This window comes from Anabaena sp. UHCC 0399 (assembly GCF_034931465.1).
In the GTDB taxonomy this organism is placed as follows: Bacteria; Cyanobacteriota; Cyanobacteriia; order Cyanobacteriales; family Nostocaceae; genus Trichormus; species Trichormus minutissimus.
Genome location: NZ_JAYGGZ010000007.1, coordinates 127,279 through 152,518 on the forward strand (window position 1 = coordinate 127,279; position 25,240 = coordinate 152,518).

20 protein-coding genes are annotated in these 25,240 nt (G+C 39.7%); 16 read left to right on the top strand and 4 right to left on the bottom strand.

The features are described from left to right. The first annotated feature begins 1 nt into the window (after position 1). The 12 genes from VB693_RS06095 to VB693_RS06150 all read left to right on the top strand — a co-directional run bounded on the left by VB693_RS06095 (position 2) and on the right by VB693_RS06150 (position 15,912). Positions 2 to 1,666: a PfaD family polyunsaturated fatty acid/polyketide biosynthesis protein gene (locus VB693_RS06095; RefSeq protein ID WP_323265464.1), complete on the top strand. Its 1,665-nt coding sequence runs from the start codon at positions 2 to 4 to the stop codon at positions 1,664 to 1,666. A gap of 160 nt (positions 1,667 to 1,826) precedes the next feature. Beyond that, entirely contained in the window at positions 1,827 to 3,191 is a 1,365-nt protein-coding gene (locus VB693_RS06100; protein WP_323265465.1) for a phthiocerol/phthiodiolone dimycocerosyl transferase family protein, read from the top strand. Positions 3,192 to 3,314: 123 nt separating this feature from the next. Then, positions 3,315 to 3,623 carry an acyl carrier protein gene (locus VB693_RS06105; protein ID WP_323265466.1) on the top strand — a complete coding sequence of 103 codons (309 nt, stop codon included), beginning with the start codon at positions 3,315 to 3,317 and terminating at the stop codon, positions 3,621 to 3,623. A 247-nt stretch (positions 3,624 to 3,870) separates the two neighbouring features. After that, on the top strand, positions 3,871 to 5,748 hold the full coding sequence (locus VB693_RS06110) for a hypothetical protein (protein WP_323265467.1): 1,878 nt from the start codon (positions 3,871 to 3,873) through the stop codon (positions 5,746 to 5,748). Between the two features lie 447 nt (positions 5,749 to 6,195). Then, entirely contained in the window at positions 6,196 to 7,341 is a 1,146-nt protein-coding gene (locus VB693_RS06115) for a VOC family protein (RefSeq protein ID WP_323265468.1), read from the top strand. A gap of 214 nt (positions 7,342 to 7,555) precedes the next feature. Beyond that, a complete protein-coding gene (locus tag VB693_RS06120; protein WP_323265469.1) occupies positions 7,556 to 9,253 on the top strand; it encodes an NAD-dependent aldehyde dehydrogenase in 1,698 nt (565 codons plus the stop codon). Positions 9,254 to 9,280: 27 nt separating this feature from the next. After that, positions 9,281 to 10,291, top strand: a complete 1,011-nt coding sequence (locus VB693_RS06125) for a TauD/TfdA family dioxygenase (protein WP_323265470.1) — start codon at positions 9,281 to 9,283, stop codon at positions 10,289 to 10,291. Positions 10,292 to 10,510: 219 nt separating this feature from the next. Next, positions 10,511 to 11,515, top strand: a complete 1,005-nt coding sequence (locus tag VB693_RS06130) for an NAD-dependent epimerase/dehydratase family protein (RefSeq protein WP_323265471.1) — start codon at positions 10,511 to 10,513, stop codon at positions 11,513 to 11,515. A gap of 166 nt (positions 11,516 to 11,681) precedes the next feature. Further along, complete coding sequence (locus tag VB693_RS06135) at positions 11,682 to 11,918, top strand: hypothetical protein (protein WP_323265472.1); 237 nt, start codon at positions 11,682 to 11,684, stop codon at positions 11,916 to 11,918. A 25-nt stretch (positions 11,919 to 11,943) separates the two neighbouring features. After that, positions 11,944 to 12,210 carry a hypothetical protein gene (locus VB693_RS06140; protein WP_323265502.1) on the top strand — a complete coding sequence of 89 codons (267 nt, stop codon included), beginning with the start codon at positions 11,944 to 11,946 and terminating at the stop codon, positions 12,208 to 12,210. 158 nt (positions 12,211 to 12,368) lie between these two features. Beyond that, a complete protein-coding gene (locus VB693_RS06145; protein WP_323265473.1) occupies positions 12,369 to 13,451 on the top strand; it encodes a class I fructose-bisphosphate aldolase in 1,083 nt (360 codons plus the stop codon). 292 nt (positions 13,452 to 13,743) lie between these two features. Continuing rightward, positions 13,744 to 15,912: a GUN4 domain-containing protein gene (locus VB693_RS06150; RefSeq protein WP_323265474.1), complete on the top strand. Its 2,169-nt coding sequence runs from the start codon at positions 13,744 to 13,746 to the stop codon at positions 15,910 to 15,912. Here VB693_RS06150 and VB693_RS06155 read toward each other — a convergent pair. Further along, on the bottom strand, positions 15,899 to 17,224 hold the full coding sequence (locus VB693_RS06155; protein ID WP_323265475.1) for an NAD(P)/FAD-dependent oxidoreductase: 1,326 nt from the start codon (positions 17,222 to 17,224) through the stop codon (positions 15,899 to 15,901). The genes VB693_RS06150 and VB693_RS06155 overlap by 14 nt on opposite strands. Before the next feature lie 410 nt (positions 17,225 to 17,634). Between VB693_RS06155 and VB693_RS06160 the strand changes: the two genes are divergently transcribed. Next, a complete protein-coding gene (locus VB693_RS06160; RefSeq protein ID WP_323265476.1) occupies positions 17,635 to 18,435 on the top strand; it encodes an RMD1 family protein in 801 nt (266 codons plus the stop codon). Positions 18,436 to 18,438: 3 nt separating this feature from the next. On the opposite strand, the gene VB693_RS06165 is transcribed toward VB693_RS06160, so the two are convergent. Together VB693_RS06165 and modA are read right to left on the bottom strand one after the other, a co-directional pair. Further along, positions 18,439 to 19,209, bottom strand: a complete 771-nt coding sequence (locus VB693_RS06165) for an MBL fold metallo-hydrolase (protein WP_323265503.1) — start codon at positions 19,207 to 19,209, stop codon at positions 18,439 to 18,441. A gap of 210 nt (positions 19,210 to 19,419) precedes the next feature. Continuing rightward, positions 19,420 to 20,217 carry a molybdate ABC transporter substrate-binding protein gene (gene modA, locus VB693_RS06170; protein WP_323265477.1) on the bottom strand — a complete coding sequence of 266 codons (798 nt, stop codon included), beginning with the start codon at positions 20,215 to 20,217 and terminating at the stop codon, positions 19,420 to 19,422. An 85-nt stretch (positions 20,218 to 20,302) separates the two neighbouring features. Here modA and VB693_RS06175 point away from each other — a divergent pair, with 85 nt between their 5' ends. Continuing rightward, a complete protein-coding gene (locus VB693_RS06175) occupies positions 20,303 to 20,749 on the top strand; it encodes a molybdopterin-binding protein (RefSeq protein WP_323265478.1) in 447 nt (148 codons plus the stop codon). Between the two features lie 213 nt (positions 20,750 to 20,962). Here VB693_RS06175 and VB693_RS06180 read toward each other — a convergent pair whose 3' ends face one another. Continuing rightward, the gene (locus VB693_RS06180) at positions 20,963 to 21,286 is read right to left on the bottom strand and encodes an RNA recognition motif domain-containing protein (protein WP_190706500.1); all 324 of its coding nucleotides are present in this window, start codon (positions 21,284 to 21,286) and stop codon (positions 20,963 to 20,965) included. A 694-nt stretch (positions 21,287 to 21,980) separates the two neighbouring features. On the opposite strand from VB693_RS06180, the gene modB reads away from it, so the two are divergent. Together modB and VB693_RS06190 are read left to right on the top strand one after the other, a co-directional pair. Beyond that, positions 21,981 to 23,843: a molybdate ABC transporter permease subunit gene (gene modB / locus VB693_RS06185; RefSeq protein WP_323265479.1), complete on the top strand. Its 1,863-nt coding sequence runs from the start codon at positions 21,981 to 21,983 to the stop codon at positions 23,841 to 23,843. A 181-nt stretch (positions 23,844 to 24,024) separates the two neighbouring features. Continuing rightward, on the top strand, positions 24,025 to 25,215 hold the full coding sequence (locus VB693_RS06190) for an MFS transporter (RefSeq protein WP_323265480.1): 1,191 nt from the start codon (positions 24,025 to 24,027) through the stop codon (positions 25,213 to 25,215). Positions 25,216 to 25,240: the final 25 nt, after the last annotated feature.

The following is a 25,240-nucleotide window of genomic DNA, read 5'->3' on the forward strand; positions in this document are numbered from 1 at the left end:
CATGGTTGTCACAAATAATTCACCAAAACACTATCACAATCTATTGAGGATAATCAACAGTGTTGATAGTAAAAACCAAGTTTGGCAAGGTTCTTTAGATACCTTAGCTTTTGATGAAATAGGCATACAATCAAAACTGCTAAATTTACAGAAACCATGTTATATTGTTAGAATCAAAGAAAAAATAGGTGTCAGCAATGACGGTTATTGGAGTGACTCCAATAATGGTAAAACAGAAGAAATAGAACTACTAATAGCTGCTCCACCTCTTACTAGTCAACAACTAGGTGATCCAAATTTCTTGAGTTTTCACAATGTGAAGTATGCTTATACTGCTGGTGCAATGGCTCATGGGATTGCTTCAGAAGAACTAGTGATTGCATTTGGAAAGGAAGGCATTTTGAGTTCTTTTGGTGCGGGTGGATTAGCTCCTGCTCGTGTTGAAACTGCTATTAACCGCATTCAACAAGCTCTACCCCAAGGGCCTTACGCTTTTAACTTACTCCACAGTCCCAGTGAACCGGCTATTGAACGCAGAGTTGTTGATTTGTATCTCCAATATCAGGTAAGAACAATAGAAGCATCGGCTTTTTTAGATTTGACTGAAAACATTGTTTACTACCGAGCGGCTGGACTAAGTTTAAATTCAGTCAATCAAATCGCCATCAATAATAAAGTTATCGCCAAAATTTCTAGGAGAGAAGTAGCAACTAAATTTTTGCAACCTGCTCCGACAAAAATTCTCAAGCAATTAGTAGAGCAAGGTCTAATTAGCGAATTACAAGCCAATCTTGCCGAAAAAGTCCCAGTTGCTGATGATGTCACTGTTGAAGCAGATTCTGGTGGACATACAGATAATCGTCCTCTGGTTTGTTTATTATCTTCCATTGTGGAATTGAGAGATAATATTCAACGCAAATATGATTATGAGCAACCAGTCAGAATTGGCGCAGGGGGAGGAATTGCAACTCCACAGTCAGCACTAGCAGCTTTTATGATGGGGGCTGGTTATGTTGTGACTGGTTCTATTAACCAATCTTGTATTGAAGCTGGTACTTCTCAACACACTAAGCAATTGTTAGCGCAAGCTGAAATGGCTGATGTGATGATGACTCCTGCCGCAGATATGTTTGAAATGGGCGTAAAAGTTCAAGTTCTCAAAAGAGGGACTTTCTTTCCTTTACGCGCCCAAAAACTGTTTGATTTATACAAAAGCTATGAATCAATTGAAGACATTCCATTAGTTGAAAGAGATAAGTTAGAAAAACAAGTTTTCCAAAAGAGTTTAGATGCAGTTTGGCAAGAGACAGTAGCTTATCTTTCCCAACGTAACCCTGTGAAACTTGCCCAAGCAAGCAATAACCCTAAATTAAAGATGGCTTTGATTTTTCGCTGGTATCTCGGTCTATCATCTCGTTGGTCTAATTCTGGTGAACCAGGTCGAGAAATGGATTATCAAATTTGGTGTGGACCAGCAATGGGTAGCTTCAATGATTGGGTAAGAGGCTCATATTTAGAAGTGCCAAGCAATCGAAAAGTAGTTGATGTTGCTCACCATATTATGACAGGTGCTGCTTTTTTATACCGCATTCAGAGTCTAAAGTTTCAAGGGCTACAAATGCCAAATAACTATAGTCAATACTTTCCGTCAGAGATGAAAGTTTAGAATTTGTCTAGGTTCACCAACAGACTTCCAATCAGGATTAATTTTCTTTAGGAATCCTAAATAATATGTGAAAAATTTTCATTAATGTAGTAAGGCAGGGTGAACAAAGTCTGTGTGTATCTCAAAAATTAAATCTGATGCTTGTAGGAGCTAAATTAATATGAGTTACGACAGAAATTTGGGGCAGCTTGAGCAAGCAATGGAAGTTTTAAATGCTCGTGCTAAAACGTGGAATGTAGTAACTATTAGTCGGATTAAGGGGTGTTTTGACGAAGATATACTGAGATCAACTATACACATTATTCAATGTCGTCACCCTAGGCTTAACTCACGGATAGTGAGCTTAAAGAATAAGCTTGCATTCCAAACCAAAGGAACTCATAAAATACCTTTGCGAGTTGTTACAATTGTAAATTGTGAACAATGGACCGAAGTATTCAATGAAGAAATGAATCATGCAATACCTAGTAGCAAATATCTGCTAAGAGTAGTTCTAGTCCATGTTTTAAGTGATACCAGAGCCAGTTTTTTAATAACAACAGCACATCATGCGATCGCAGATGCGTTATCATGTATTCAACTTCACTCAGAAATCTTAACTTACTATCAAAAAATCTCTATTGGGGAAGCAATCCAGCCGTTGATCAATTTAACTCCTCTCCCGGCAATAGAGAAACTAATACCCCAATCAAAGCAGGGTTTAAAAGGGAAGATAAGTAGCTTAATCTTCTTATTGAATGTAGCTTTTCAGAAAATTTGGTATCGACCAGAAACATTACGATTTGAAAAATACGTACCTATTAGACAACGTTATAGCCATATTGTTCACAGACAACTTAATCCACAGTTAACACAACAGTTAATAAATTGTTGTCGGCAAGAAAATACAACGGTAAATAGTGCTTTATGTGCTGCCATGATGTTTGCAGTTGCACAAAAATTAATTAAGGATAATAAAAAAAATCTTCGCCTAAGTTGCTTGACATACCTTGATTTAAGAAAGCACATTAAACCTGCTATTTCTGATGAAAATATGGCTGTTTTAGCTACATCTAACATGGGGTTATATAGCATAAATAAAACCACATCTTTTTGGCAAGTTGCACGAAAAGTAAAACAAAATTTAGACGTTAATATCAAGCAAGGTAATATCTTTAAAATGATATTAATTGCTAAATACCTTCTAGACTTTTGCTTTATCTATCCTAAACAAGTAGCTGCTACAGTATCTGTTTCCAATGTTGGTAAAGTAAACATACCCAAAGTTTATGGAGAATTAGAGCTAGAAGAAATCAGTTTTGCTGGTACTCATGCTTTATATGGAGGAGTCTTCATTATTCATACATCAACTTTTCAAGGAAAGATGTTATTAAATTTTGTCTGTTCTCGTCCTTCTATTAGTGAAGAAACAATGGAATCTCTGGTAAATAATTTTATCAGCTACATTTTGAATGTTTCTCATTCCCAGTATAATCCTTGCTTGCTTGATATTCAAGCAAGAGATTATTACCCAGTTAAACAATAATTAAGCTTTTTATCTAATATTCATGTCAGTCTAAATATTCTTATACAGACATAGGCAAGAATTTCAAGCTTAATTTAAATGCTGTTTCTATTAGCTAATTAGTTTTGTTTGAAAGGTACATTCATGAGTCAGTATATACCTAGTAGTACAACGAATAAACTAGATTACACAGCAGAAGATATTCAACTGTGGCTAGTGTCTAATATTGCTGCACAAATGGCAATTCAGTCTGATGAAATAGATATTAATGAGCCTTTAGATAGCTATGGTTTGGATTCTGTACAAGCAATTATTCTGCTGAAGAAAGCAGAAAAACTATTGGGATTTAATATTTCGCCTATGCTGCTGTGGCATTACCCCACTATTCAATTGCTGGCTGAAAGGTTAGAGGAAGAATTGGCAAGTTCAGAATCAGAAATTTTTCAAATTTAAATATATTGCACCATTATTAATAACCGTAAGGTGGACAATACCAGCAACGTAAAATAGGCATTTTATGACACTAAAAGCTTTTTCCACCCTACAAAAAGTAAGATTAAATAACTGGTGCAAGATATCAAATAGACATATCCGTAAATGAGTATCAAAGCCTTGTACAGCAAGGGTAAAAACCTAATTTTCGGATAAGTCTAATACTGAAAATTCGTTTAACTTGAAAATTTGAGGAGATTTTGCAAATATGAACGCATCAGAATTGGTAGCAAGTCTCAGTCAACAGGGTGTTCATCTGTGGGTTGATAACGACAAACTAAATATTCGTTCTCCCAAAGGAGTAATCACACCGGAAATTCAAGAAACATTGATTGCAAAAAAATCAGAAATTCTAGCTTTTGTACGGGAAATCAATGTTGCTACAAAATCTGCATATATACCTTTAACTCAAGGATTAAGTTTGCACACTATTGGATGTTTAATTGGAGGTTTTTTTGATAAATCAAGTGAAGATTATCAGCCACCAATCATTGATGCAAAAGTTATGGCTCAAAGGCTGATAGTGACATTTAAACCCTTACCTGCTAAGTACAAAAAACAAGAGGTATTAAAATTTCGTCAGGAATTGGAAAAGATACTCAAAAATTATGGAGTTAAAATTTTACCTTGGGAAGAAGCTACACAAGAATTTGCTTATGATATATCTATTCCTGTAATTAATCAAAAGAAAACTTTCAAATTGAGAGGAGTTAAAACAGCAGTTAATGCAGTTATTGATGTAGAAAATCCTCCTTCCTTGTTCAGAAAGTTAGGTATTTTGGTAGCAGAGAATTTTTATAAATTTTACTCTCAAGTAATTTTAAAAAATCGCACAATTCCTGTGATAAAAATCGCTAAGTTGAGCAGTTGGGCAGAGGAACACGCAGCAAAATATGTGGAAGACCCTACCAATACACAAGTAATAATTATTACTGAAATAGACAATAATTTTATTAACCCTGCTATATCATATAAACAAAAGATAAATATTGGGTTAAAAACTTTAGTCAGGACATTTTCAGAAATCGTTATTGGAGTCTCAAATGATAAAATTTCCATATTAAATATGAACCTTTCTGACTCTATTTTTTCAAAAAATGAGATGAAAGAGTTTGTTTTGAAATCACTAATTCCTAAAGTTTTTGTCCCAATTACCCCACTTTTACTGAGCCGATTTGAACGAGGAAAATACAATCCTCAACAATCTATTTATGCTGCAAACTTAGTAAAACTAGGACAACAACTAGCATCAACAGGTTTATTTCCATCTGGTTTTAAGCTAGACGACGTAATTAAAAGAAAATCTCATCGAGATATTGTCAATGTCATAGTCAAAGGCAGAACAGGTGTTTCTTATGGCTTTGTCGCCTATGCTGAACCTCCACAATATGTAGGAGCAACAGAAATAACAGCAATTGAATGGGAAAGTCTTTTACCTATAGAGGGGTTTAGTAGTGATGAAATCCGACAGAATGAAAATAATAGACGTTATCTTAAAATCAAAATTGGCGAAGAATATTTATTTAAGCAAATTCCTGATATTTGGTTGGTAAGTTCTCGCTCAGGTGCAAATAAAACAGATTTAAATCTTGCAAGTGATATTATCCGCATTGGTTTGAAAGAAAGGTTATTGCTAGAACTACCAGAAGGTATTCAATCAGAGGTGGTGGATATTAAACCTTCTTATGATATTTATGTCATGCTTGCTATTACTTTATCTGCTGCTTTATATACACCAGAGTTGATTAAAAATGGTGCGCCAATTGTGCATTTTCACGGCTACCCAGCATTTGAATGGTTTGCAAATAATGAATACTGCGTTGGAGTTAACAATCCTTCTGTACCTTGTGGGACTTATGAATCTGGGGTGTTCAATTTTTTAGGTATTTCTAGTTTACCTAAAAATTCTAGGAAAGCTATAGATTTAGTTGGACTAATAGAACCAGATCATGGCACAAATTTTATAGCCAGTAATATGGACTATTTACTCGAAAGATTAAAAGCTGGGTGTGCAGAAGGTCAAATTGAACTAGGAGGAAAACATTTTGCTTCTTTAAAAGCAAACTTAAATAAATGCGAATCTTAGATTAAGGTAAATCAGGGTTTACAAGTGTAAATACGAATAGCAAAACCATGAAAAAGTATAAGTAAATACCTAGAAATTGAATTGATGAATTTACAACCATTCTAGCGAGATTTGGGCTTTACTAGATGCCGTTGCATATGACTTGTAATTGAGATATCCAATTGCATAATATAAGTTAAAAATGAAACAAGATGAAATAGCACAGTGTTGAAAATAACCAGCTATATCGGCTGATAGTAGTTATTGTTTTCATGGTTGTAACCTGACATCTTGTACCAGCCCATTTTTGTCGAATGGGCAATGCTTTTAGCATTATGAAATCTAGTTTTTCATAATGCTGGTATTGCCCAGCTTACAGTTATTGATAATATTGCAAAATATGAGATGTAAATTGGAATTCATGAGAATAATCTTTTGAAAATATAGGCTCAAAAAAACAGGTAAATTATGATGCAAATCAATAAGAAAGCTCCAGCAATTTTAAATCGGTTATTTTCAAAAATTAATCAGGTATGTATAGTAACAAACAATTTTGATGAGACTATTCATAAACTTTCTAAATACCTGGGAATTGGTCCTTTTAAGTGTTGGTATCATAAGCCTCCAAGGCTTTTTAATACTAAAGTTTATGGAAAAGAAGTTCATTGGACAATGAAGGTAGCTATTGCTTGGATTGGTAACATTCAGTTAGAGGTTATTGAACCTTTAGAAGGAACTACTCTTTATAGCCAGTATCTCCAAACTAATGGTGAAGGTGTTGAACACATCCTTCTTGATACTGGTAATCTCAGTTTAGATAAGTCCATTAAACAATTAGCTAAACTTGATTGCTGCGTTATTCAAGAAGGTATGCTCAACATTCCAGTTCAGATCGGCTTTCTTAGCCTCTCTTCTATCCCTCGTTTTTTGTCAAACTTATTGATTCCAAAATTTGTGTACTTCGATACCAAAGTTATGGCAAAGGTAACGTTTGAAATGTTAAAGTTACCACCTTTATTATCATTAAAAAATGGTATTAGTATTACAAAACCAGACTATTGGATTCCAGAGGGAAATACTAATATTAATAGCTCATTATCCAATAGTTTTATCAATCAAATATTTAAGATTGGAATTTTAACTTATGACCTTGATAAAACCCTACGTAATTATGTTGAAATTCTAGGGATTGGTCCTTGGAAAATATATCATCTCCAAGAACCAAGGCTTTCACAAACTAAACTGCGCGGAAAAAAAGTCAATTTATCTGTGCAAATAGCAGTCGCGTATGTTGGCAATACCTTATTGGAAATTGTCCAGCCCTTGGATGGTTCAAGTATATATCATGAATTACTTGATAAACAGGGTGAAGGTGTTCATTACATTGGAGTTAGTAGCGACAAGCTCAACTTTTCTGAATTACTACAACATTTTAGTAAATTAGGTTGTTCCATTGCTATGGAAGGAACTTTAGAAAATACATATCAGTTTGCCTATGTAGACACAAAGTCTTTAGCGAAGATGATGATGGAAGTAGTATCGATTCCTGTCCAGAAAATTCCTTTGGCTCTGGAAAGTCTTAAGCCAGATAAAATATATCCTAATTTAGGCTAATTAATGTCATTTTTTTGTAAAATTTAGTATCTTCAATCTGAACGAAAACTTGATTGAAAATCTTTGATCTTTTATAGTTTTTCTTAGTTAAATGAGGTACACAATGACCTAATTAACCATAAATCAATATAGATTGAAGAAAAAAATTGTATCGCAACAGATTAGAAAATACTAAATAAACCTGAGTATTTAATAGCTGGATGTAAGCTTAACAATGACAGAAACAATTAATAATAAACCTTTCCCATCTATTAGGGCTACTTCCTTTGAGAGTGCTGACGCGCTTATCTCTCGGCTGGCTAAGTCCAAAAACGCCTGGATTCAGATTGGAATTCCAGAGCGGATTACTTATCTACGCCGTTGCTTAGAGGATGTTCAGAAAGTAGCTGCAAGGTCAGTGGAAGTTACTTGTCGAGCAAAAGGAATTGATCCAAGTGAGCCTTTGGCCGGTGAAGAATGGATGTCTGGTCCAATGGTTGTCATGCGAAATTTGCGCTTGCTCATCCAAACTTTAGAGGCTGGTAGTCAACCCAAGCCTAAGCGTTGGCGTACTCGTCCTGATGGACAGTTGGTTGCTCAGGTACTTCCTGACAGCTTAATAGACAAAATTATATGGAGAGGGTTTACTGGCGAGGTATGGATAGAACCGGGTAAGCCAACTACTCAAGGAGCAATCTACAGAGAAAAACATAGTGCTGGAGGTTTGGCACTGATATTGGAAGCAGGAAACAACTGGTCGCTTAGTCTGACAGATACCTTATATAAGTTGTTTGTCGAAGATCAAGTTGTGATTCTCAAGATGAGTCAGATTAATGACTATGATACTCCATTCGTTGAACAAGCCTTCCAGTCACTAGTAGAGCATGGGTTCTTGGGCGTGGTTTGTGGTGATGCTCAACTAGGTAACTACCTTTGCCATCATCCTGAAGTAGATACTATCCATGTGACGGGATCGGATCGCACCCATGATGCAATTGTTTGGGGAAAGACCCTAGAAGAGCAATTGCAACGTAAAGAAGTAAATCAACCTTTGCTGAAGAAGCCGATAACCTCACAGCTAGGATGTGTTACTCCTGTTTTCGTTGTTCCGGGTTTGTGGTCTAAATCTGATCTGCTTTTTCAGGCTCGTCATGTGGCCAGCATGGTAACTCATAATGGCAGCTTCAACTGTGATGCTGCCAAAGTGTTAGTGACTGCCAAAGGCTGGAAACAGCGCGATACTTTTTTGACTCTCTTACACCAAGAGTTAGCAGCTATTCCTAATCGTCAAGCATATTATCCAGGTGCTAAAGAAAGATATCAAGCCTTTTTAAACCATTATCCGCAAGCTCAAGCATTGACCTGTGCTGATCAAGAGAGTATACCCTGGACAGTAATTCCTGATATATCTCCAAGGCTAGGAGAATATGCTCTCAACCACGAAGCATTTTGTGGATTATTAGCAGAGGTTGCCCTAGATGCTCATGAGCCTGGAGAATTTTTAGCCAAAGCCGTTAATTTTGCCAACCAGAAAGTTAAGGGGACGCTTTCTTGCGTATTATTGGTGCATCCTGCAACCGAAAAAGCCTATTCTACTGAGATAGAGCAAGCGATCGCCGATCTACGCTACGGTGCTATTGGGGTTAATGTTTGGTCAGGAATTATCTATGCACTAGGGTCAACAACTTGGGGAGCTTTTCCAGGTAATCCTTTAACAAATATTGGCTCTGGTCGTGGGGTAGTTCACAATACTTATCTGTTTGATCATCCACAAAAATCAGTTGTGCGTTCACCATTTCGCATCTTTCCGACACCAGGTTGGTTTACAACCAATAAAAACTTATTAGAGCTTGGTAAACGAATTACTGCTTTCGAGGCCAATCCTCAATGGTACAAACTTCCAGGCCTGATTTTGGCAGCACTGCAAGGATGACAAATTTTCAATTTCCCGTTCAAACGCATGAAAATTATCAAAAGCACTTTATTAGGTTATCAATCTCCTTGCGTAATTAGCCCTACAGTTGAAAGTGAAAATGCTCATTTAAATGAGATAGTATCTTGGTTGTCTGAAGAACGGCGATCGCTAGAAAAAGAACTCCAACGTAAAGGTGCTATCCTCTTGCGTGGCTTCAAAGCGATTCAAGGAGCAGAAGCATTTGAAACTGTTATTTCCGCATTTTCTTCACAAAATGCCACTGATGAGGGTAGCACATCACCTCGGACGTTAGTTCAAAACCAGATTTATACTTCCACAAATGCCCCTTCTTATTTGCCAATTGAACTACACCAAGAGAGGAGTTTTCATACCGAGTTCCCCGACAAAATCGCTTTTTTCTGTGATGTTGCTCCTAGTCAAGATGGAGAAACTCCCATAGCAGATATGCGAGCAGTCTATCAAGCCCTGCCTTTAAGCCTCATCAAGCGATTTGAAGAGAAGGGTATCAAGCTGCGTCGGAGACTACCTACAAAGAATTGGACGAGGAATAAGGCAGTTATAACCTGGCAAGAAACCTTTGACACCGATAATCGCCATGAAGTTGAGAGTATTGTAGAAAAACTAGGCTGGCAACTGAAATGGAATCGATTTTCTTTGGAAGTTGATAACTGTGTATGTCCTGCTTCCATCACCCATCCCCTGACTGGGGATAGAGTTTGGTTTAACCAAGCCCATGTCTTGCACAAAACTAATTTATTACATTGGGCGAAGCGTTACGGAAGCTTTCAGCTTTGGACTATTGCCCTGCTTGCACCGATATTTACGCAGTTTTATTACTATCACCACGTTTTCGGGGACAACTCAGAGATTAACAGTGCAGACCTAGATACTATTCGACAAGCAATTTCCAGTCAGGAAATTCGGTTTTGCTGGCAGCAGGGCGATATTTTATTACTTGATAACATCATCATGGCTCACGGCAGGCGAATATTTAATGGAAGAAGACGGATACTAGTAACGCTCATCAAGGGGTAATCACCGAAGTTGACCGATGCCCATTTTGGATTTTGGATTTTTTTTCGGTACAAGCCCAACAAGAAAGTGGGTAGAACAAATCTAAAATCATCAATCTAAAATACTCGCTGCGCTGCGTCTGCTACCTTCGCGGAACGTCTCGTAGATAAGGCAGCAAATCTAAAATCCAAAATTGATTGACCCCAAAAGGAAAGGTTGCTAAAACCCTATAGATAATTTATGAAACTATCGGATTGCACACTGCTAATTTCTGGAATTGATAATTTCATTGGTTTCCGAACTGCTGAACTTGCCATAGCACAGGGAATGAAAGTTCGCGGATTGCAAATTTCCGCAGATAATGCCAAAAAAACACAAAATTTAGGTGCTGAGGTAATTTTTGGTAATATTACTGATCCTGTGATTGCTCAAAAAGCTTGTCAGGGAGTAGATATTGTTTTACATACGGCTGAACTTGCCGAAGAAGTTGGCTCAATTAAGAAGTTTCGAGAGATAAATGTTGATGGCACTATTAATATTTTTAAAGCTGCTAAAAACGCTGGAGTTAAAACATTTGTACATCTTTCTAGTGTAATGGTTTATGGCTTTAACTATCCTAACTATGTCACAGAAAAATTCCCTCTTTCTGCCAATAAAAATCCTTACTGTCAAACAAAAATAGAAGCTGAAGAAGAATTATTAAAATTAAATACATCCCCAGATGTTGGCATGATTATTATTAGACCAGGGGATGTTTATGGGACAGGAAGCATTCCTTGGGTAATTCGACCATTACAGTTGATGCGCCAAAAATTATTTGCCTATATCAATGATGGGAAGGGAGTCTGTAACCACGTATATATAGATAACTTGATTGATGCCATATTTCTCGCCATAGAAAAAGAAGCACATGGAGAGATTTTTAATATTACTGATGGTAGAGAAACTTCTTGGAAAGATTATTTTACTTATTTGGCAGAAATTGCAGGTTTACCTGTCGATTATCCTTGTTTGCCAAAGGATGAACTTAAAATGCTAGTAAAAATACGCCACCAAGGGCAGAAACTGTTTGGGAAAAAAGCCGATATTGTCCCAGAATCTCTAGATTTTATCAGTCGCCCTTATGCTTATTCTATTGCTAAAGCAAAAGCAATGTTGAATTATCAACCTAAGATTGATCTGCAAGAAGGTATGCGACGCACTCAGGAATGGTTGCAGAAAACGGACATACCACATTGTAGGTAATTTCATCTCTTAGCTATGGGACATCTCCAAAAAACAATAAGAGAGCCGGAGCGATGCTTCGGCTCTCTTATTGTAATTGTGTTGATTGATTAACTTCTTTCAAAAAATTAGGCACAAACAAGGAAAACGTGCAAATATAAAGAAAAGCTTAAGAGGTTAGAGACTCATGATCACTACCAAAATGATGCAACAGCTTTGGGCTGTAATCGAGTCTACTAATGTCACCACATTACTCCAGTTTGATGATATGGCTCTAGTACAATTGCTTCTCCAGCAATTAAAAGCCAAGCAGGGAATTGACACACAGTCAGATAGTAGCATTAATACCTACATAAAATCTAAACTGCCTCTAATTCGAGACACGGCTGAAAGCCGATTGTGTTTAGAGCCAGAGAATCATTAACGCAAAATTTGCCCAATAAAATATGATGAATCACTGGCTAAGTATTGCCCTTGTAGCTTATCTAATTGGAGCGGCGATTGAGGGGGTAAGTACAGCCGGCCAGCTATCTCATTCATTGCCGGAATTAACCAAAGATACGCAAAACCAGGCATCAGAGCCTGCTAATCCACTGAAGGAGAACTGGCGTGTTTTTGTTGCCATTGCCTCCGTAAGTATCTGTGGGGCGTGCTTTTGGCCTTGTCGCCTACTCCACCGTTTAATTAAAGGAAACAGTTCATCGGAAGACGCATAAATTTTGATATTCCTTTCTCCGAGTAACTTATATACTTATACATAAATTTCTCAGTAAGATTATTTAGATGCCTGATTACTAGATGTGGGGCTTCTGTCGGTTCTAGCTAAATGCTATCTTAAGGGCAAAGTCATTTGCTCAAATGAGAGGAAACCGCTATGACTGCAACGCTCTTAGAAACTACTTCTATCGAGTCATTGCTAGGGGAAGAAGCCGAAAACCTGCTCACATACAAAGCTAAAGTTTCCCAAGATTTACTGCATTTACCGGGGTCTGACTTTATAGATCGAGTTTGGTTGCATAGCGATCGCAATCCGCAAGTATTGCGGAATCTCCAGCAACTTTATTCCACAGGTCGTTTAGCAAATACAGGTTATCTCTCAATTCTCCCAGTAGACCAAGGCATTGAACACTCCGCCGGTGCTTCATTTGCAGCCAATCCAATTTACTTTGACCCAGAAAATATTATCAGATTGGCGATCGCCTCAGGTTGTAATGCTGTAGCTACTACTTTAGGCGTATTGGGTAGCGTATCGCGTAAATATGCCCACAAAATCCCGCTTATAGCCAAAATAAATCATAATGAACTGTTGACGGCTCCTAATCAATTTGACCAAATATTGTTTGCTGATGTCGAACAAGCTTGGAATTTAGGCGCAATAGCAGTAGGCGCAACCATTTATTTTGGTTCAGAGCAGTCTACCAGACAAATTCAAGAAATTAGCCAAGCTTTTAAATACGCCCATGAATTGGGAATGGTGACAATTCTCTGGTGTTATTTGCGGAATAATGCTTTTAAACAAGATAAAGATTATCACGTTGCAGCTGATCTAACGGGACAGGCGAATCATTTGGGTGTGACAATTGAAGCCGACATTATTAAGCAAAAACTCCCAGAAAATAATCGTGGCTACGAAGCAGTTGCTAAAGCCACGGGTCAAAGTTATGGCAAAATTGATCAACGGATGTACACAGAATTAACAACTGATCACCCCATTGATTTAACCCGTTATCAAGTATTAAATTGTTACTGCGGACGTGCAGGTTTAATTAATTCTGGGGGTGCGTCTGGGAAGAATGATGTTGCAGAAGCAGTTCGTACCGCCGTTATTAATAAACGTGCTGGTGGTACAGGCTTAATTTCTGGGAGAAAGACTTTCCAAAAACCCTTTGAAGAAGGAGTAAAATTATTTCACACCATTCAGGATGTTTATTTGTCTCCAGATGTGACCATAGCTTGATAAGAGCGCAGGGGTAGAGGGTAGAGGAGAAAGTACAAACCTCGCTCCTTATAGGCGAAAAAGCACCCTTCCCCCTGTTCTTCTACGGTGTACACACAAGTCTGATAAACTTATCCGGTATCTTTATGATCCCCCCTAACCCCTTAAAAAAGGGGGAACTAGAATCAAAGTCCCCCTTTTGAAGAGGGATTTAGGGGGATAAAACCATAGATGTGTGTACACCGTAACCCTGTTCTCCCCTGCTCTTTCGTTGGGGAGTAGGGGTAGTTCACTTTTAATATTTTAAATATGTATGTGTCCGATCGGTGTGCGTACCAGTCACTCAACTAATGCCCTAGAAACGGGTGTGGCCAAGCTTTGGCTATTGTTGGTAGGAGTGAATCAATACCAGGATGAGCAAATACCTTGTTTGCGTTACCCTGCTGTAGATTGTCAGGGTTTGGGAGCAGCATTAGATGCAGCAACCCTGGGATTTCCCCAAAGAGAGTTAAAAATTTACCACGATTTTGGTGAGCAGCCTTTATTAGAGAATGTGCGTGTCACCCTCAAAACAATGGCTGCTGCGACTAAACCGAGTGACACCATTCTGGTTTATTTTTCTGGACATGGGATACTTGACTCAATGAGTCAAGAGGTGGTGTTGTGTCTCCAAGATACTCAAAAAGATAACTTAATTAATACTGGGTTAAAGTTACAAGAATTATTACAGTTGTTGGCAGATTGTGATGCTGGTCAACAATTAGTCTGGCTAGATGCTTGTCATAGTGGTAATTTGACATTTTTGGGAGCGAGAGGAGAAATATCTCCGGAACTTAACCCTACGCCAGAATTAGTGGAAGTTTTGCGGCAACGTGCAGCCAAACAAAAGGGATTTTACGCTTTATTATCTTGCGATCGCAATCAGCAATCTTGGGAATTTCCTCAGTTAGGACATGGTGTATTTACTTACTATTTAATTAGGGGATTGCGCGGTGAAGCGGCAGACTCCCAAGGTATCATCGCAGCTGATGGACTTTACCGCTATGTTTATCACCAGACTTTAGCTTACATAAATAAAGCTAATCAACAGTTACGTGTGATTAATCAGCTAAAAAAAGGTCGTGGCGAAAGTTCTATTCATTCCGAATATCCCTCCCAAACCCCCAAGCGCATTGTTGAAGGGGTGGGGGACGTAATTTTAGGTATCAAACCCAATTCTAAAGGATCAACAAGACATCCCCGACAAGCACTAATTGTAGAAGGACTCCCCAAAAGCAAAACAGCCTCAGCTTTACTCAACATTCTCAGCACGGCGGGGAGTTTTGCCACTAACTATTGGACTGTGCGGGGTGACAACGCCAGCTCAGATATTCACAAAGCTATCCAAAAGTGTTTGCTGTCAGAATCTTTTGCTGCATCACCCCAAGATGTTGCAGTAGACAGCGCAACTGTATTTTTATATCTGCGAGGACAAATTCAGGAAACAGCCACAGGTGAAGCAGTATTAGTTTTAGCTGATGATGTAACTATCAGTCGTTCCTGGTTGAGAAAACAATTACGTCGTTGCAGTTCCCAACAGATTCTAATTTTAGATTGTCCTGCCCAAGCGGCGATCGCTGTTACATCGGTGCGGGAGTGGGTAGAAGAATTGCAACTAGGAATAGAAACAGGCCAATGTTTAATTGCTTGTGCTACACCACCTGATAACCATGAACAATTTGCTGCTACTGTGTTGGCGATTCTCAATCAAGCAACTCCACCCTTGGGACTAACCGCAGCCGGATTAATCACCCAATTACAACTAGATTTAGCAGCCACCGACAATCAACTATATTTCTGGTTATCTGGTTCGCAGGGAATCATTGAAGTTTTGTCAGAAAACACCTTGGTAGTTAGTGAGAGTGCTAACCAAAATGATGAAGATATAGATGATTTAAGTTCCTCTGTTGGTGTAGATTACACACTACTAAAAGACTTATTAAAAGCTGGGAGATGGTTAGAGGCGGATGGGGAAACCACAAACCTGATGCTGAAGGTTGCCAATAGAGAACAACAATGCCACTTAGACGTAGAAAGTGTAGTCAATTTTCCTCGTACTGACTTATCTACTATTGACAAACTTTGGGTGAAATATAGTCAAGGACGCTTTGGTTTCAGTGTTCAGCAACGCATCTGGCAAAGCATCAAAGGAACTGCGGCGACTGATCCGCTAATGGCTTTGATGATTGGGAATGAACAAGCCGCCGCCGCCGAAACCTGCATTGATTTTGGTAATCGTGTCGGGTGGCGGTGGAAAGATGCTTGGGTGAATTATCCAGACCTCATCCCCGACGACAGCGCACCCGCAGGATATCTACCATATTTCGGCTTTTTTGAGCAGGTTTGGCGAGTAAAAGTTTTAGGTATTTGGGAATGGCACAGTGCGATCGCTACAGCATCTTGGTGGCGATTGTGTGAAGCTTTATTCGTTAGCTTAAACTAGTGTTAACAGTTTTTGGTTCTACAAAAGCTTGTCGACCTGTAATTAATCTAGAGCGACGATTACGAGTGATATAATTCCAAGCCCACTGAAATACTACTAGTAATTTCGTATCAAATTCGATTAAGAAGTAGATGTGAATTAATAGCCAAAATACCCAAGCAACGAAACCTTGGAGTTTGATTAAGCCTAAATCTACAACAGCTAAATTTTGCCCAATCATCGCCAAACTACCTACGTCATTGTAACGAAATTGTGGCAAAGTATGACCTTTAAGCCGTCGTTTAATGAGTTTAGCTACATACTCTCCTTGTTGTGTGGCTACGGGTGCAACACCAGGTAAGGGTTTACCATTTTGATGGGAGAAGTTGCCTAAATCTCCCACTACAAAAATGTTTTTATAATCCCTAATAGTCAAGTCCGGTTCTACAATCACACGTCCGGCGTGATCGCACTCTACACCTGTACGATCTGCTAGGACTTGTCCCATTGGTGAAGCTTTGACACCTGCTGCCCACAATATAGTTTTTGAGGGAATTTCTTTTACTTCATCGCCTTTCTTGAAAGTAACGATGTCATTTTCAATATTTGTCACCCGCGTTTTAGTTTGGATTACCGCACCCAACTTTTCTAACGATTCTGCTGCTACTTGCGATAACTCTGGCGCAATGTGTGGGAGGATGCGATCGCCCCCTTGCAATAGTAAAATTTTTGTTTCTGAGGTGTTGATGCTGCGGAAATCTTCTTTGAGGGTTTTGTATGCCAATTCGGCGATCGCACCAGCTAATTCTACACCAGTTGGTCCACCCCCTACAATCACAAAAGTCAACCAAGCACGGCGTTTTTCGGGGTCATTTTCGCTTTCTGCTGCTTCAAATGCACCAAATATCCGGCGACGCATTTCTATCGCATCTTCAACAGTTTTCAAGCCAGGCGCAACGTCTTTCCAGTGATCTTTGCCAAAATAAGAATGGTTAGCACCTGTGGCAACAATTAATGTATCGTATGGTACTACTTTATCATCCAAAATAACTTGTTGCGCTTTGGGATTAATATCCTTTACTTCTCCCAGTAACACTTGTGTATTCTTGCTTTTGCTGAATACAGCTCGTAATGGTGAGGAAATGTCACCAGGTGATAGCGTACCTGTCGCAACTTGATATAAAAGCGGCTGAAATAGGTGAAAGTTGCGTTTATCGATCAGAGTAATGCTGACATTCGCTCTACCAAGAGTCTTTGCTGTATACAGTCCACCAAAGCCACCACCAATGATTACAACCTGATGTGGTGCATTCTTCTCAAGTGAAACTACCATAAAACATATTTCCTTTTGTTAAGAGGGTTGTAACTTTTCTTAACAAAGATGTAGCAGAATTATGATGTAGCTTGCCGTTTATTTAGAACAATTGAAAAAATAATGAAAGTAATGAAGAGTGCTGAGTTGAAAGACCACCCACTTTCTTGTGGGGTATAACCCCTAGTAGGTTATCAAATTTGAATTGAGGGATAAGCTTTTTTTGTAGTATTCGCGTAGCGTCTCGTAGAGAGGACTTTAGTCCCTAGAAAAATCAGGACTAAAGTCCTTACTACGAACCGTCAAAACTAACTGCGTACTCTTTTTCTTACTCAGCACTCAGTATGGTCAAAGTTAGCTAGTTTGCAATATGTGATACAATTATAGGCTTTTGGAAAATCTATACAGACAAAATATAGTGTAGGGCGACAATGCAAAAACTCCTTTTTTATAATAGAGATAGCTTCAGAGCGCAGGCACTATTCCTTGGGAAGAAGATTAACCTACAAAGTTTAGAGAATTACGTTTGTTTGGCAACAATGCCATTAATAGTTACAGTAGGTGAACATGGCTGTGCAGTGCTACTGGGCTATGGGGCAGTTGTTCTGTTTAACCTTGAGCCTGCGGAAAAGGCAGCCTTTTTGAGCAAACTATCCTCACAAGTTAGTGACTCTTTTACCGACCCCGAAACAGAAGAAGTAGAAGTGCATCTCAATATTGTGGAAAGTGAGCGAGTTAAGGAAGGAAAAATTTTCCTCCATGAATTTAGTGTAGAACGTTTACAAATAGTGGCTGATATTCTTGCTAAAAGTGTTGTTCTTTCTCATTATGAAACAAGCCTCGCAACTGTATTTGATCAAATTGAACCTTTTGCAGCTAGTCTTCAGAGTGACAACAGGAGTAAACGCAAGAGTCGGGAATTATTGCGTCAACTTGGGACTACCCTGTTAGTTCAACATAAGATTGTGGGTCGAGTAGAGATTATCGATAAGCCAGAGTTGCTGTGGGAGTCCCCACAACTAGAAAATTTATATCTGCGTTTAGAGGATGAATACGAAATCCGTGAGCGTCACAATGCCTTAGAACGAAAACTAGAGCTAATTTCCCAAACGGCACAGACCGTGCTGGAGTTTATGCAGCATAGCAGTAGCCAGCGAGTAGAGTGGTATGTGGTGATTCTGATTGTGGTGGAGATTCTGCTGTCACTTTACGACATCATTTTCAAAGGCTAACACTTAGTGGCGTTTTTGTAATGGTAATTCAAAGCGATCGCCTGGGCGTGGTTCAATGATCTGAGTCGAGAGTTGCTGTTTTGCTAACTGCGATCGCATTTCATCCCCACTTCCCACAGCCTTGAGAAACTTCACCAGCAATCCCTCATACATCACATCACCAGGGGATGCAGTAGGAAGCATAACTTGCGGTTGCAACCACTCTGCTACTTCTAAAGCCTTCTGTTGTCCTCTAATAATCGCCCCCACCACAGGCAAACTTAAATCAGTTATGGGGGTAATAACTACATCTATAGGGGCAAACTGTTTCAATTGGGGAGAGTGATAGCCGTGAGGCTCATAGTACAGCTTTAACCCCGTTGCTAGCTCTTGGAAAACATAACCATTTTCTATTAACGTTGGGCCAATTGGAGAACCAGGAACAGCAGTAATTTCCACTTGCTGATTTAAATTGTCAGTTTCCCCATGAGCCAGAGTTGTCACAGCAGTATAACCCAACTCCCGTACTACCTTCGCCCCATTAGGAGAAGCCACCACCGGAATATTCCGGTCAAGTTGCTTCAGTGTTGGTGGGTGAGCATGGTCTTCCAAACCTTGGGACAGCACGATTAAATCAATATTATCTGGGATAGGACGTTCTTGAGTCAGTGAACCTTTGAATAGCCAATCTACGTTAGCAAAGGTTAGCGAACCAACCAACCAAGGATCTATAAGTATTCTTTGTTGACCGATTTCCAGTAGCCAACTGTTGCTGTCTAACCAAGTTAAATACATAGTCACAGATATAAATATAACACCTGCCTTTATTGTGACATTATCGGGAATTGGGAATTGGAAATTGGGCAATTCAATGAGTAGATTTTGGATTGATGATTTTGGATTGGGATTTAATCTAAAATCTAAAATTCTTTTCCCACTCAGTACAGGCTAAACGCCTTGCTACCGCTCTAAGCGCAGCTATGCCCGCAGGGCTTTACAGCACTTTCAAGGCAAAATAAACCCGTACTTCCGCAGTACAGCCTTAACTTGATTGTCAGTGGTTAAAAACTGAACAAACTCCTTAGCCGCATTAGAGTTTTTACTGCTTTTGACCACAGCTAACGGATAAATAATCGGCGAATGGTATTTTTCATCAGCAGCCACTACAACCTTTACTTTGTCAGATATCTTGGCATCGGTTGAGTAAACTAGACCGGCATCCGCATTACCACTTTCTACCACAGCTAAAACCTGACGCACATTATTGCCATAGACTAATTTTGGCTGAATCTGTGGTAATAACTTGAGCTTCTGCAACACTTGTTGAGCGTATTGTCCTGCGGGTACGCTCCTCGGTTCACCCATCGCCACCCGCCTAATATTGGCATCTCTCAAATTATAGAAGCTAGTAACACCAGTCCTGTTCTTAGGAACAACCAAGACTAGGCGATTCTTTGCTAGGATAGCTCTTGTACCTGGAAGCAACAGCCCTTTCTGCTCTAAAGCATCTACTTGTCTTTTAGCCGCAGAAATAAACACATCTGCTGGCGCACCTTGTTCAATCTGTTGTTGCAAAGCACCAGACGCACCAAAGTTATAACTAATATTGATATTAGGATTATTCTTTTGATAGAGAGGTTTAATATCTTCTAGTGCATCTTTCATACTGGCAGCAGCAGAAACCAGTAGATTGACATTAGATTGCGCTAATACAGGGGATGGTGTCATAAAAGGCCAACCAACCGCTATCAAACAGCTAACAACTGCCGCACTAAGAAAAGCAATAATTTGTCTTCGTTTCATAGGAAAATCAGGTTTAGATAGAATTAAGGCTTGGTAGGATCGTACCTGTATAAATTCGATACTTACCAACTAAATTGGTAACATTATGCCACGAAAAGAACAAGGATGGATCACTTTTCAAACATCGGAAGACGAGCGCAAACTTTTAGAAGACTTCTGTCAGCAGTCTCAGCGCACGAAAACTGAGATATTGCGGGAACTTGTGCGTGGTCTTCATCAGCAACCCGCACCACCAAAATCATTACCAACCACAGAGGAAGACAAGGTAGAAAAAAAAGATACTCAGAATTTGGAATTAGAAGTTAATGCTCCTAAAAAACTCTTAAAAGTTAGCTCCCGCAATATTCTTAAGGGTGTGGTGAAAAAAGTTGTCCCTGGTGCTGTGAATAGTGAAGTGACTCTAGAGATTGTTCACAGAGTAGAGTTAACCTCTATTATTACCAGAATGTCAGCTGAAGAATTAGAACTGGTTGAAGGTGTAGAAGCCTATGCAGTAATTAAATCAAATGATATTGTGATTGCCAGAGAATAAAGGAAAAGTTAAAAGTGCTGTACCCTACCAAGCTAACAGCACTTTTAACTAAGCACTCACCGTGTTTACGAATTACGTAAAGCCTGCGGCATAGCTGCGCTTAGAGCGTAACGGGGCGGAGCATCGTTATGAATTACAAACTCTACCACCAAACAAGAAATGCTCAAGCAGCATTGCTTAAGCATTCACTCAATTCAATTTATTCTATTGAACTTAGTAACGGTTACGGTTGTAGCCACCACCACCGCCGCCGCCGCGATTACCACCGCCGCCACCACCAAATGAACCTCTGTCTTCTTTGGGTCTGGCCTTGTTCACTTTAAGATCACGACCCATCCATTCAGCACCGTCAAGAGCATCAATGGCTGCTGTTTCTTCAGCTTCAGATTCCATTTCTACAAAGGCAAAGCCACGTAAGCGACCTGTTTCGCGATCAGTAGGGATTTGAACCCGCTTTACAGTCCCGTATTCTGCGAAAACAGCAGTGAGGGTATCTTGTGTCACTTCGTAAGAGAGATTGCCTACATAAATTGACATTTATATGTCTCCAAAATCATCAGATCAGTTTGTAGAGATTTAGATTTCGGAGAGAGTCTGCAAATACCAAAAGGGAAAAGCCTGTCAATACTAAAAACAAACACTATAACCGAATGTAATTCTCAGAGCATATCCTAGCACATACAGTTTGTTATGAGGGAGAAACTTGAGAAAATGTTATATAAATACACATTAACACTGATATCTATAGAGAAATATGTAGTTAATAATACTGAATTATAACTTGTTTAGTATTAGTTTAAACGAATGTTTGACCGCAAAGATAAAAAATATTTTCCATTCAGGTAAGCATAAATCAAATCTTGTTTAGTAGTAAACGATTTATCGCTCAGAACTAGTAGTTCATCAAGTTTGAATTGATGGATAAGCAAGTTTGTAGTAAGGACTTTAGTCCTGATTTTTCTAAGGACTAAAGTCCTTACTACAAACCATCAAAACTAACTTGACACAGTAATAGGATGAACAGAAATAAAGTCTTTACTACAAATAACAAACCAACTTTGCTGCATTATTCAGTAAATTGTTGTGATATACCAACTTTATCATGATAAAGTTGGTATATTTTTAATTATCAACAAATAGCCCTGCTGGATAAGGCTTTTTTGAGTAGCCAACACTAGACTCAATCACGCCCAAGCCAATACTTTCACATTAACTCTTGTCTAGAATTATCATGCCACTGGATTTTTCACCCCTCTGGATATCCCTCAAAACCTCATTATTTGCCACAGTTATCACGTTCTTTTTGGGAATTGCGGCTGCTTATTGGATGTTGGGATATCGTGGCAAGGCTAAATCTTTAATTGAAGGGGTTTTTGTAGCTCCCTTGATTTTACCCCCTACCGTTGTGGGCTTTTTGTTACTGCTGTTTTTCGGGAAAAATGGCCCGATGGGGAAACTCATGCAGCCTTTTGATTTAAGTATAGTATTTACTTGGTATGGGGCAGCGATCGCAGCTACAGTTGTCTCTTTCCCGTTAATGTATAAAACTGCGCTGGGGGCTTTTGAACAGATTGATGGTAGTCTCCTCCAGGTAGCTAGAACCCTTGGTGCGAATGAGGCTAAAATTTTTTGGCGCATCAGTTTACCTCTAGCATTCCCTGGGATTTTAGCAGGTGCATCTCTGGCGTTTGCCCGTGCGCTGGGTGAATTCGGTGCAACGTTGATGTTAGCGGGTAATATTCCTGGGCAAACCCAGACAATCCCAATGGCAATTTATTTTGCTGTGGAAGCCGGCGCGACAGATGAGGCTTGGTTTTGGTCGCTGGCGATTATGATTGTCTCGCTATCAGCGATTATTGCTGTCAACTTTTGGCAGGAATTAAGGGGAAGGGGAGGGAAGACGCAGGGGAGCAGGAAGAGAAGTTGCCAGGAGGGTTTCCCTCCAAGCAAACTTCGGGGAACAGGGGAGCAGGGGGGTGAAATTTCGGTGTTGTCGGCTGCGACTGCAAAAGTGAAACTGTTTGTAGATATTGAGAAGCGATTGCCGAGTTTTAACCTGAAGGTGGCATTTAATACCGATGAGCAACCCTTGGGATTGTTGGGGGGTTCAGGAGCTGGTAAAAGTATGATTTTGCGCTGTATTGCAGGAATTGAGACACCCACGAAAGGGCGCATAGTTTTAAATGACAGAGTGTTGTTTGATTCAGAAAAAGGCATTAATCTACCTAGTCGCGATCGCCAAGTTGGGTTTTTAGTGCAGAATTATGCACTGTTCCCGAATATGACAGTGGCGCAAAACATCGGTTTTGGCTTACCCAAAGAAATTTCCAATGGGAAAGTGCGATCGCAAATCGAAGAGTTACTAATATCCATGCAATTAAAAGGATTAGGCGAACGATACCCACACCAACTTTCTGGCGGACAGCAACAACGAGTAGCTTTAGCCAGAGCCTTAGCAAGTTTTCCAGAAACCTTACTTTTAGATGAACCTTTTTCTGCACTTGATACACATCTGCGTAGTCAACTAGAACAACAAATGACCGAAACTCTAGCTGAATACCAAGGTGTGACACTATTTGTCACCCATAATATGGAAGAAGCTTATCGCGTTTGTCCTAATTTATTGGTGATGGAGCATGGTAGAGCCGTACATCATGGTTCTAAATACGAAATATTCGAGCATCCGGCTACTGTGAGTGTTGCCCAAATCACAGGGTGTAAGAATTTCTCTAGTGCGATTGTTCACTCATCGCAAGAGTTAGAAGCAGTTGATTGGGGTTGTCGGTTGCAAGTGAACGAACAAATTACCCCAGCAATCTCCCATGTTGGCATCCGCGCCCATCATATTATATTTACCAAAGACCCAGCACAAGCCAACACCTTTCCTTGCTGGTTAGCAAGAACCAGTGAAACACCTCACCGCATGACACTATTTTTAAAACTTAATTCTCCCGCCAATTATTCACAAGACTATCACCTGCAAGCAGAAGTCTTCAAGGAGAAATGGGTAACGATCAAAGACCAACCCTTTCCTTGGTATGTGCGTTTAGATCCCCTCCGCCTGATTTTGATGGATAGTCAAAATAATTCGTAATTCGTAATGGACTGCGTCCCGCTACGCTAACGTAATTCGTAATTGTCATTAGTTTTTCTCCCCCTGTCCCCTGTCCCCTGTCACCTGTCCCCTGTCCCCTGTCCCCTGTCCCCTGTCACCTATTCCCACTCCCCAAATCCTGTGTTTCAATATGAAAGCAATTTTAATGATGTGATGGAGTATGCCACAGAAAGCAGCCGCTTTGAGGTTTGTAATTTTGCTAGGTTTTGTTAGCCTCTGTGCCGATGCTACCTATGAAGGAGCGCGTAGTATAACGGGGGCTTATTTAGAAGTTTTGGGAGCTAGCGGCACTGTGGTGGGCTTGGTAGCTGGGTTTGGAGAACTTATTGGCTATGGCTTTCGCTTAGTAATTGGTTATCTCAGCGACCAAACAGGTAAATATTGGGGAATCACAACTTTGGGTTACTTTATCAATACCGCCGTTGTGCCACTGTTAGCCTTAGCTGGTAGGTGGGAAGTAGCCGCAGGTTTAATGATGGTTGAACGCACTGGTAAAGCCATTCGTACTCCCCCACGAGATGCGTTGCTTTCCCACGGTGTAAGTCAAATTGGCAGAGGCTTTGGCTTCGGTTTACATGAGGCAATGGATCAAACTGGTGCTGTCATGGGGCCTTTAGCTGTGGCGGCAATGGTATATTTTCAGGGCGAATATCGCAACGCCTTTACAGTATTAATTGTGCCTGCGGTTTTAGGATTAATTGTGTTAGGAGTTTTGCAATTTATCTATCCCAATCCGAGTGATTTTGAAGAAGAAACTGAAGAGAGTCCCAAAGAGGAAAAATTACCGCGCATATTTTGGATTTATCTGGGTGCAGTCGCCATTATCGCCGCAGGTTATGCAGATTTCCCTTTAATTGCTTTTCATTTTCAAAAACAAGGTATTGCGACGGGGCAAACCATACCTCTGTTCTATGCCTTGGCGATGGGAGTAGATGCCGTAGCAGCGTTAATATTTGGCTATTTCTTTGACCGCATTGGCATTTTTGTGTTGATGATTGCTGCTTTGCTATCATCTTTATTTGCGCCATTAGTCTTTTTAGGAAATACCCAACTTGCGCTTTTAGGCATAGCCTTTTGGGGCATTGGCATGGGGGCGCAAGAATCAGTTTTAAAAGCTGCGATCGCAGGCATAGTTCCCAAGTACAAACGCGCCACAGCCTACGGTATTTTCAGCACTGGTTATGGTCTAGCTTGGTTTTTAGGTAGTACATTGATGGGTGTTTTATATGACCACGCAATAAATATACTGATAGTCTTTTCTTCAGCAACTCAACTATTAGCAATAGTCTTTTTTGCCTGGGTAAAACTGCAAGCTGATAGTAACAATATAGTGCTGACCAAAGAAGGATAATAGTAGGATGAATTGAGGCCAGCAG

Coding starts and splice junctions, on each gene's coding strand:
- VB693_RS06095 (WP_323265464.1), top strand. CDS start 2: ATGGTTGTCACAAATAATTCACCAAAACACTATCACAATCTATTGAGG.
- VB693_RS06100 (WP_323265465.1), top strand. CDS start 1,827: ATGAGTTACGACAGAAATTTGGGGCAGCTTGAGCAAGCAATGGAAGTT.
- VB693_RS06105 (WP_323265466.1), top strand. CDS start 3,315: ATGAGTCAGTATATACCTAGTAGTACAACGAATAAACTAGATTACACA.
- VB693_RS06110 (WP_323265467.1), top strand. CDS start 3,871: ATGAACGCATCAGAATTGGTAGCAAGTCTCAGTCAACAGGGTGTTCAT.
- VB693_RS06115 (WP_323265468.1), top strand. CDS start 6,196: ATGATGCAAATCAATAAGAAAGCTCCAGCAATTTTAAATCGGTTATTT.
- VB693_RS06120 (WP_323265469.1), top strand. CDS start 7,556: ATGACAGAAACAATTAATAATAAACCTTTCCCATCTATTAGGGCTACT.
- VB693_RS06125 (WP_323265470.1), top strand. CDS start 9,281: ATGAAAATTATCAAAAGCACTTTATTAGGTTATCAATCTCCTTGCGTA.
- VB693_RS06130 (WP_323265471.1), top strand. CDS start 10,511: ATGAAACTATCGGATTGCACACTGCTAATTTCTGGAATTGATAATTTC.
- VB693_RS06135 (WP_323265472.1), top strand. CDS start 11,682: ATGATCACTACCAAAATGATGCAACAGCTTTGGGCTGTAATCGAGTCT.
- VB693_RS06140 (WP_323265502.1), top strand. CDS start 11,944: ATGAATCACTGGCTAAGTATTGCCCTTGTAGCTTATCTAATTGGAGCG.
- VB693_RS06145 (WP_323265473.1), top strand. CDS start 12,369: ATGACTGCAACGCTCTTAGAAACTACTTCTATCGAGTCATTGCTAGGG.
- VB693_RS06150 (WP_323265474.1), top strand. CDS start 13,744: ATGTGTCCGATCGGTGTGCGTACCAGTCACTCAACTAATGCCCTAGAA.
- VB693_RS06155 (WP_323265475.1), bottom strand. CDS start 17,224: ATGGTAGTTTCACTTGAGAAGAATGCACCACATCAGGTTGTAATCATT.
- VB693_RS06160 (WP_323265476.1), top strand. CDS start 17,635: ATGCAAAAACTCCTTTTTTATAATAGAGATAGCTTCAGAGCGCAGGCA.
- VB693_RS06165 (WP_323265503.1), bottom strand. CDS start 19,209: ATGTATTTAACTTGGTTAGACAGCAACAGTTGGCTACTGGAAATCGGT.
- modA (WP_323265477.1), bottom strand. CDS start 20,217: ATGAAACGAAGACAAATTATTGCTTTTCTTAGTGCGGCAGTTGTTAGC.
- VB693_RS06175 (WP_323265478.1), top strand. CDS start 20,303: ATGCCACGAAAAGAACAAGGATGGATCACTTTTCAAACATCGGAAGAC.
- VB693_RS06180 (WP_190706500.1), bottom strand. CDS start 21,286: ATGTCAATTTATGTAGGCAATCTCTCTTACGAAGTGACACAAGATACC.
- modB (WP_323265479.1), top strand. CDS start 21,981: ATGCCACTGGATTTTTCACCCCTCTGGATATCCCTCAAAACCTCATTA.
- VB693_RS06190 (WP_323265480.1), top strand. CDS start 24,025: ATGCCACAGAAAGCAGCCGCTTTGAGGTTTGTAATTTTGCTAGGTTTT.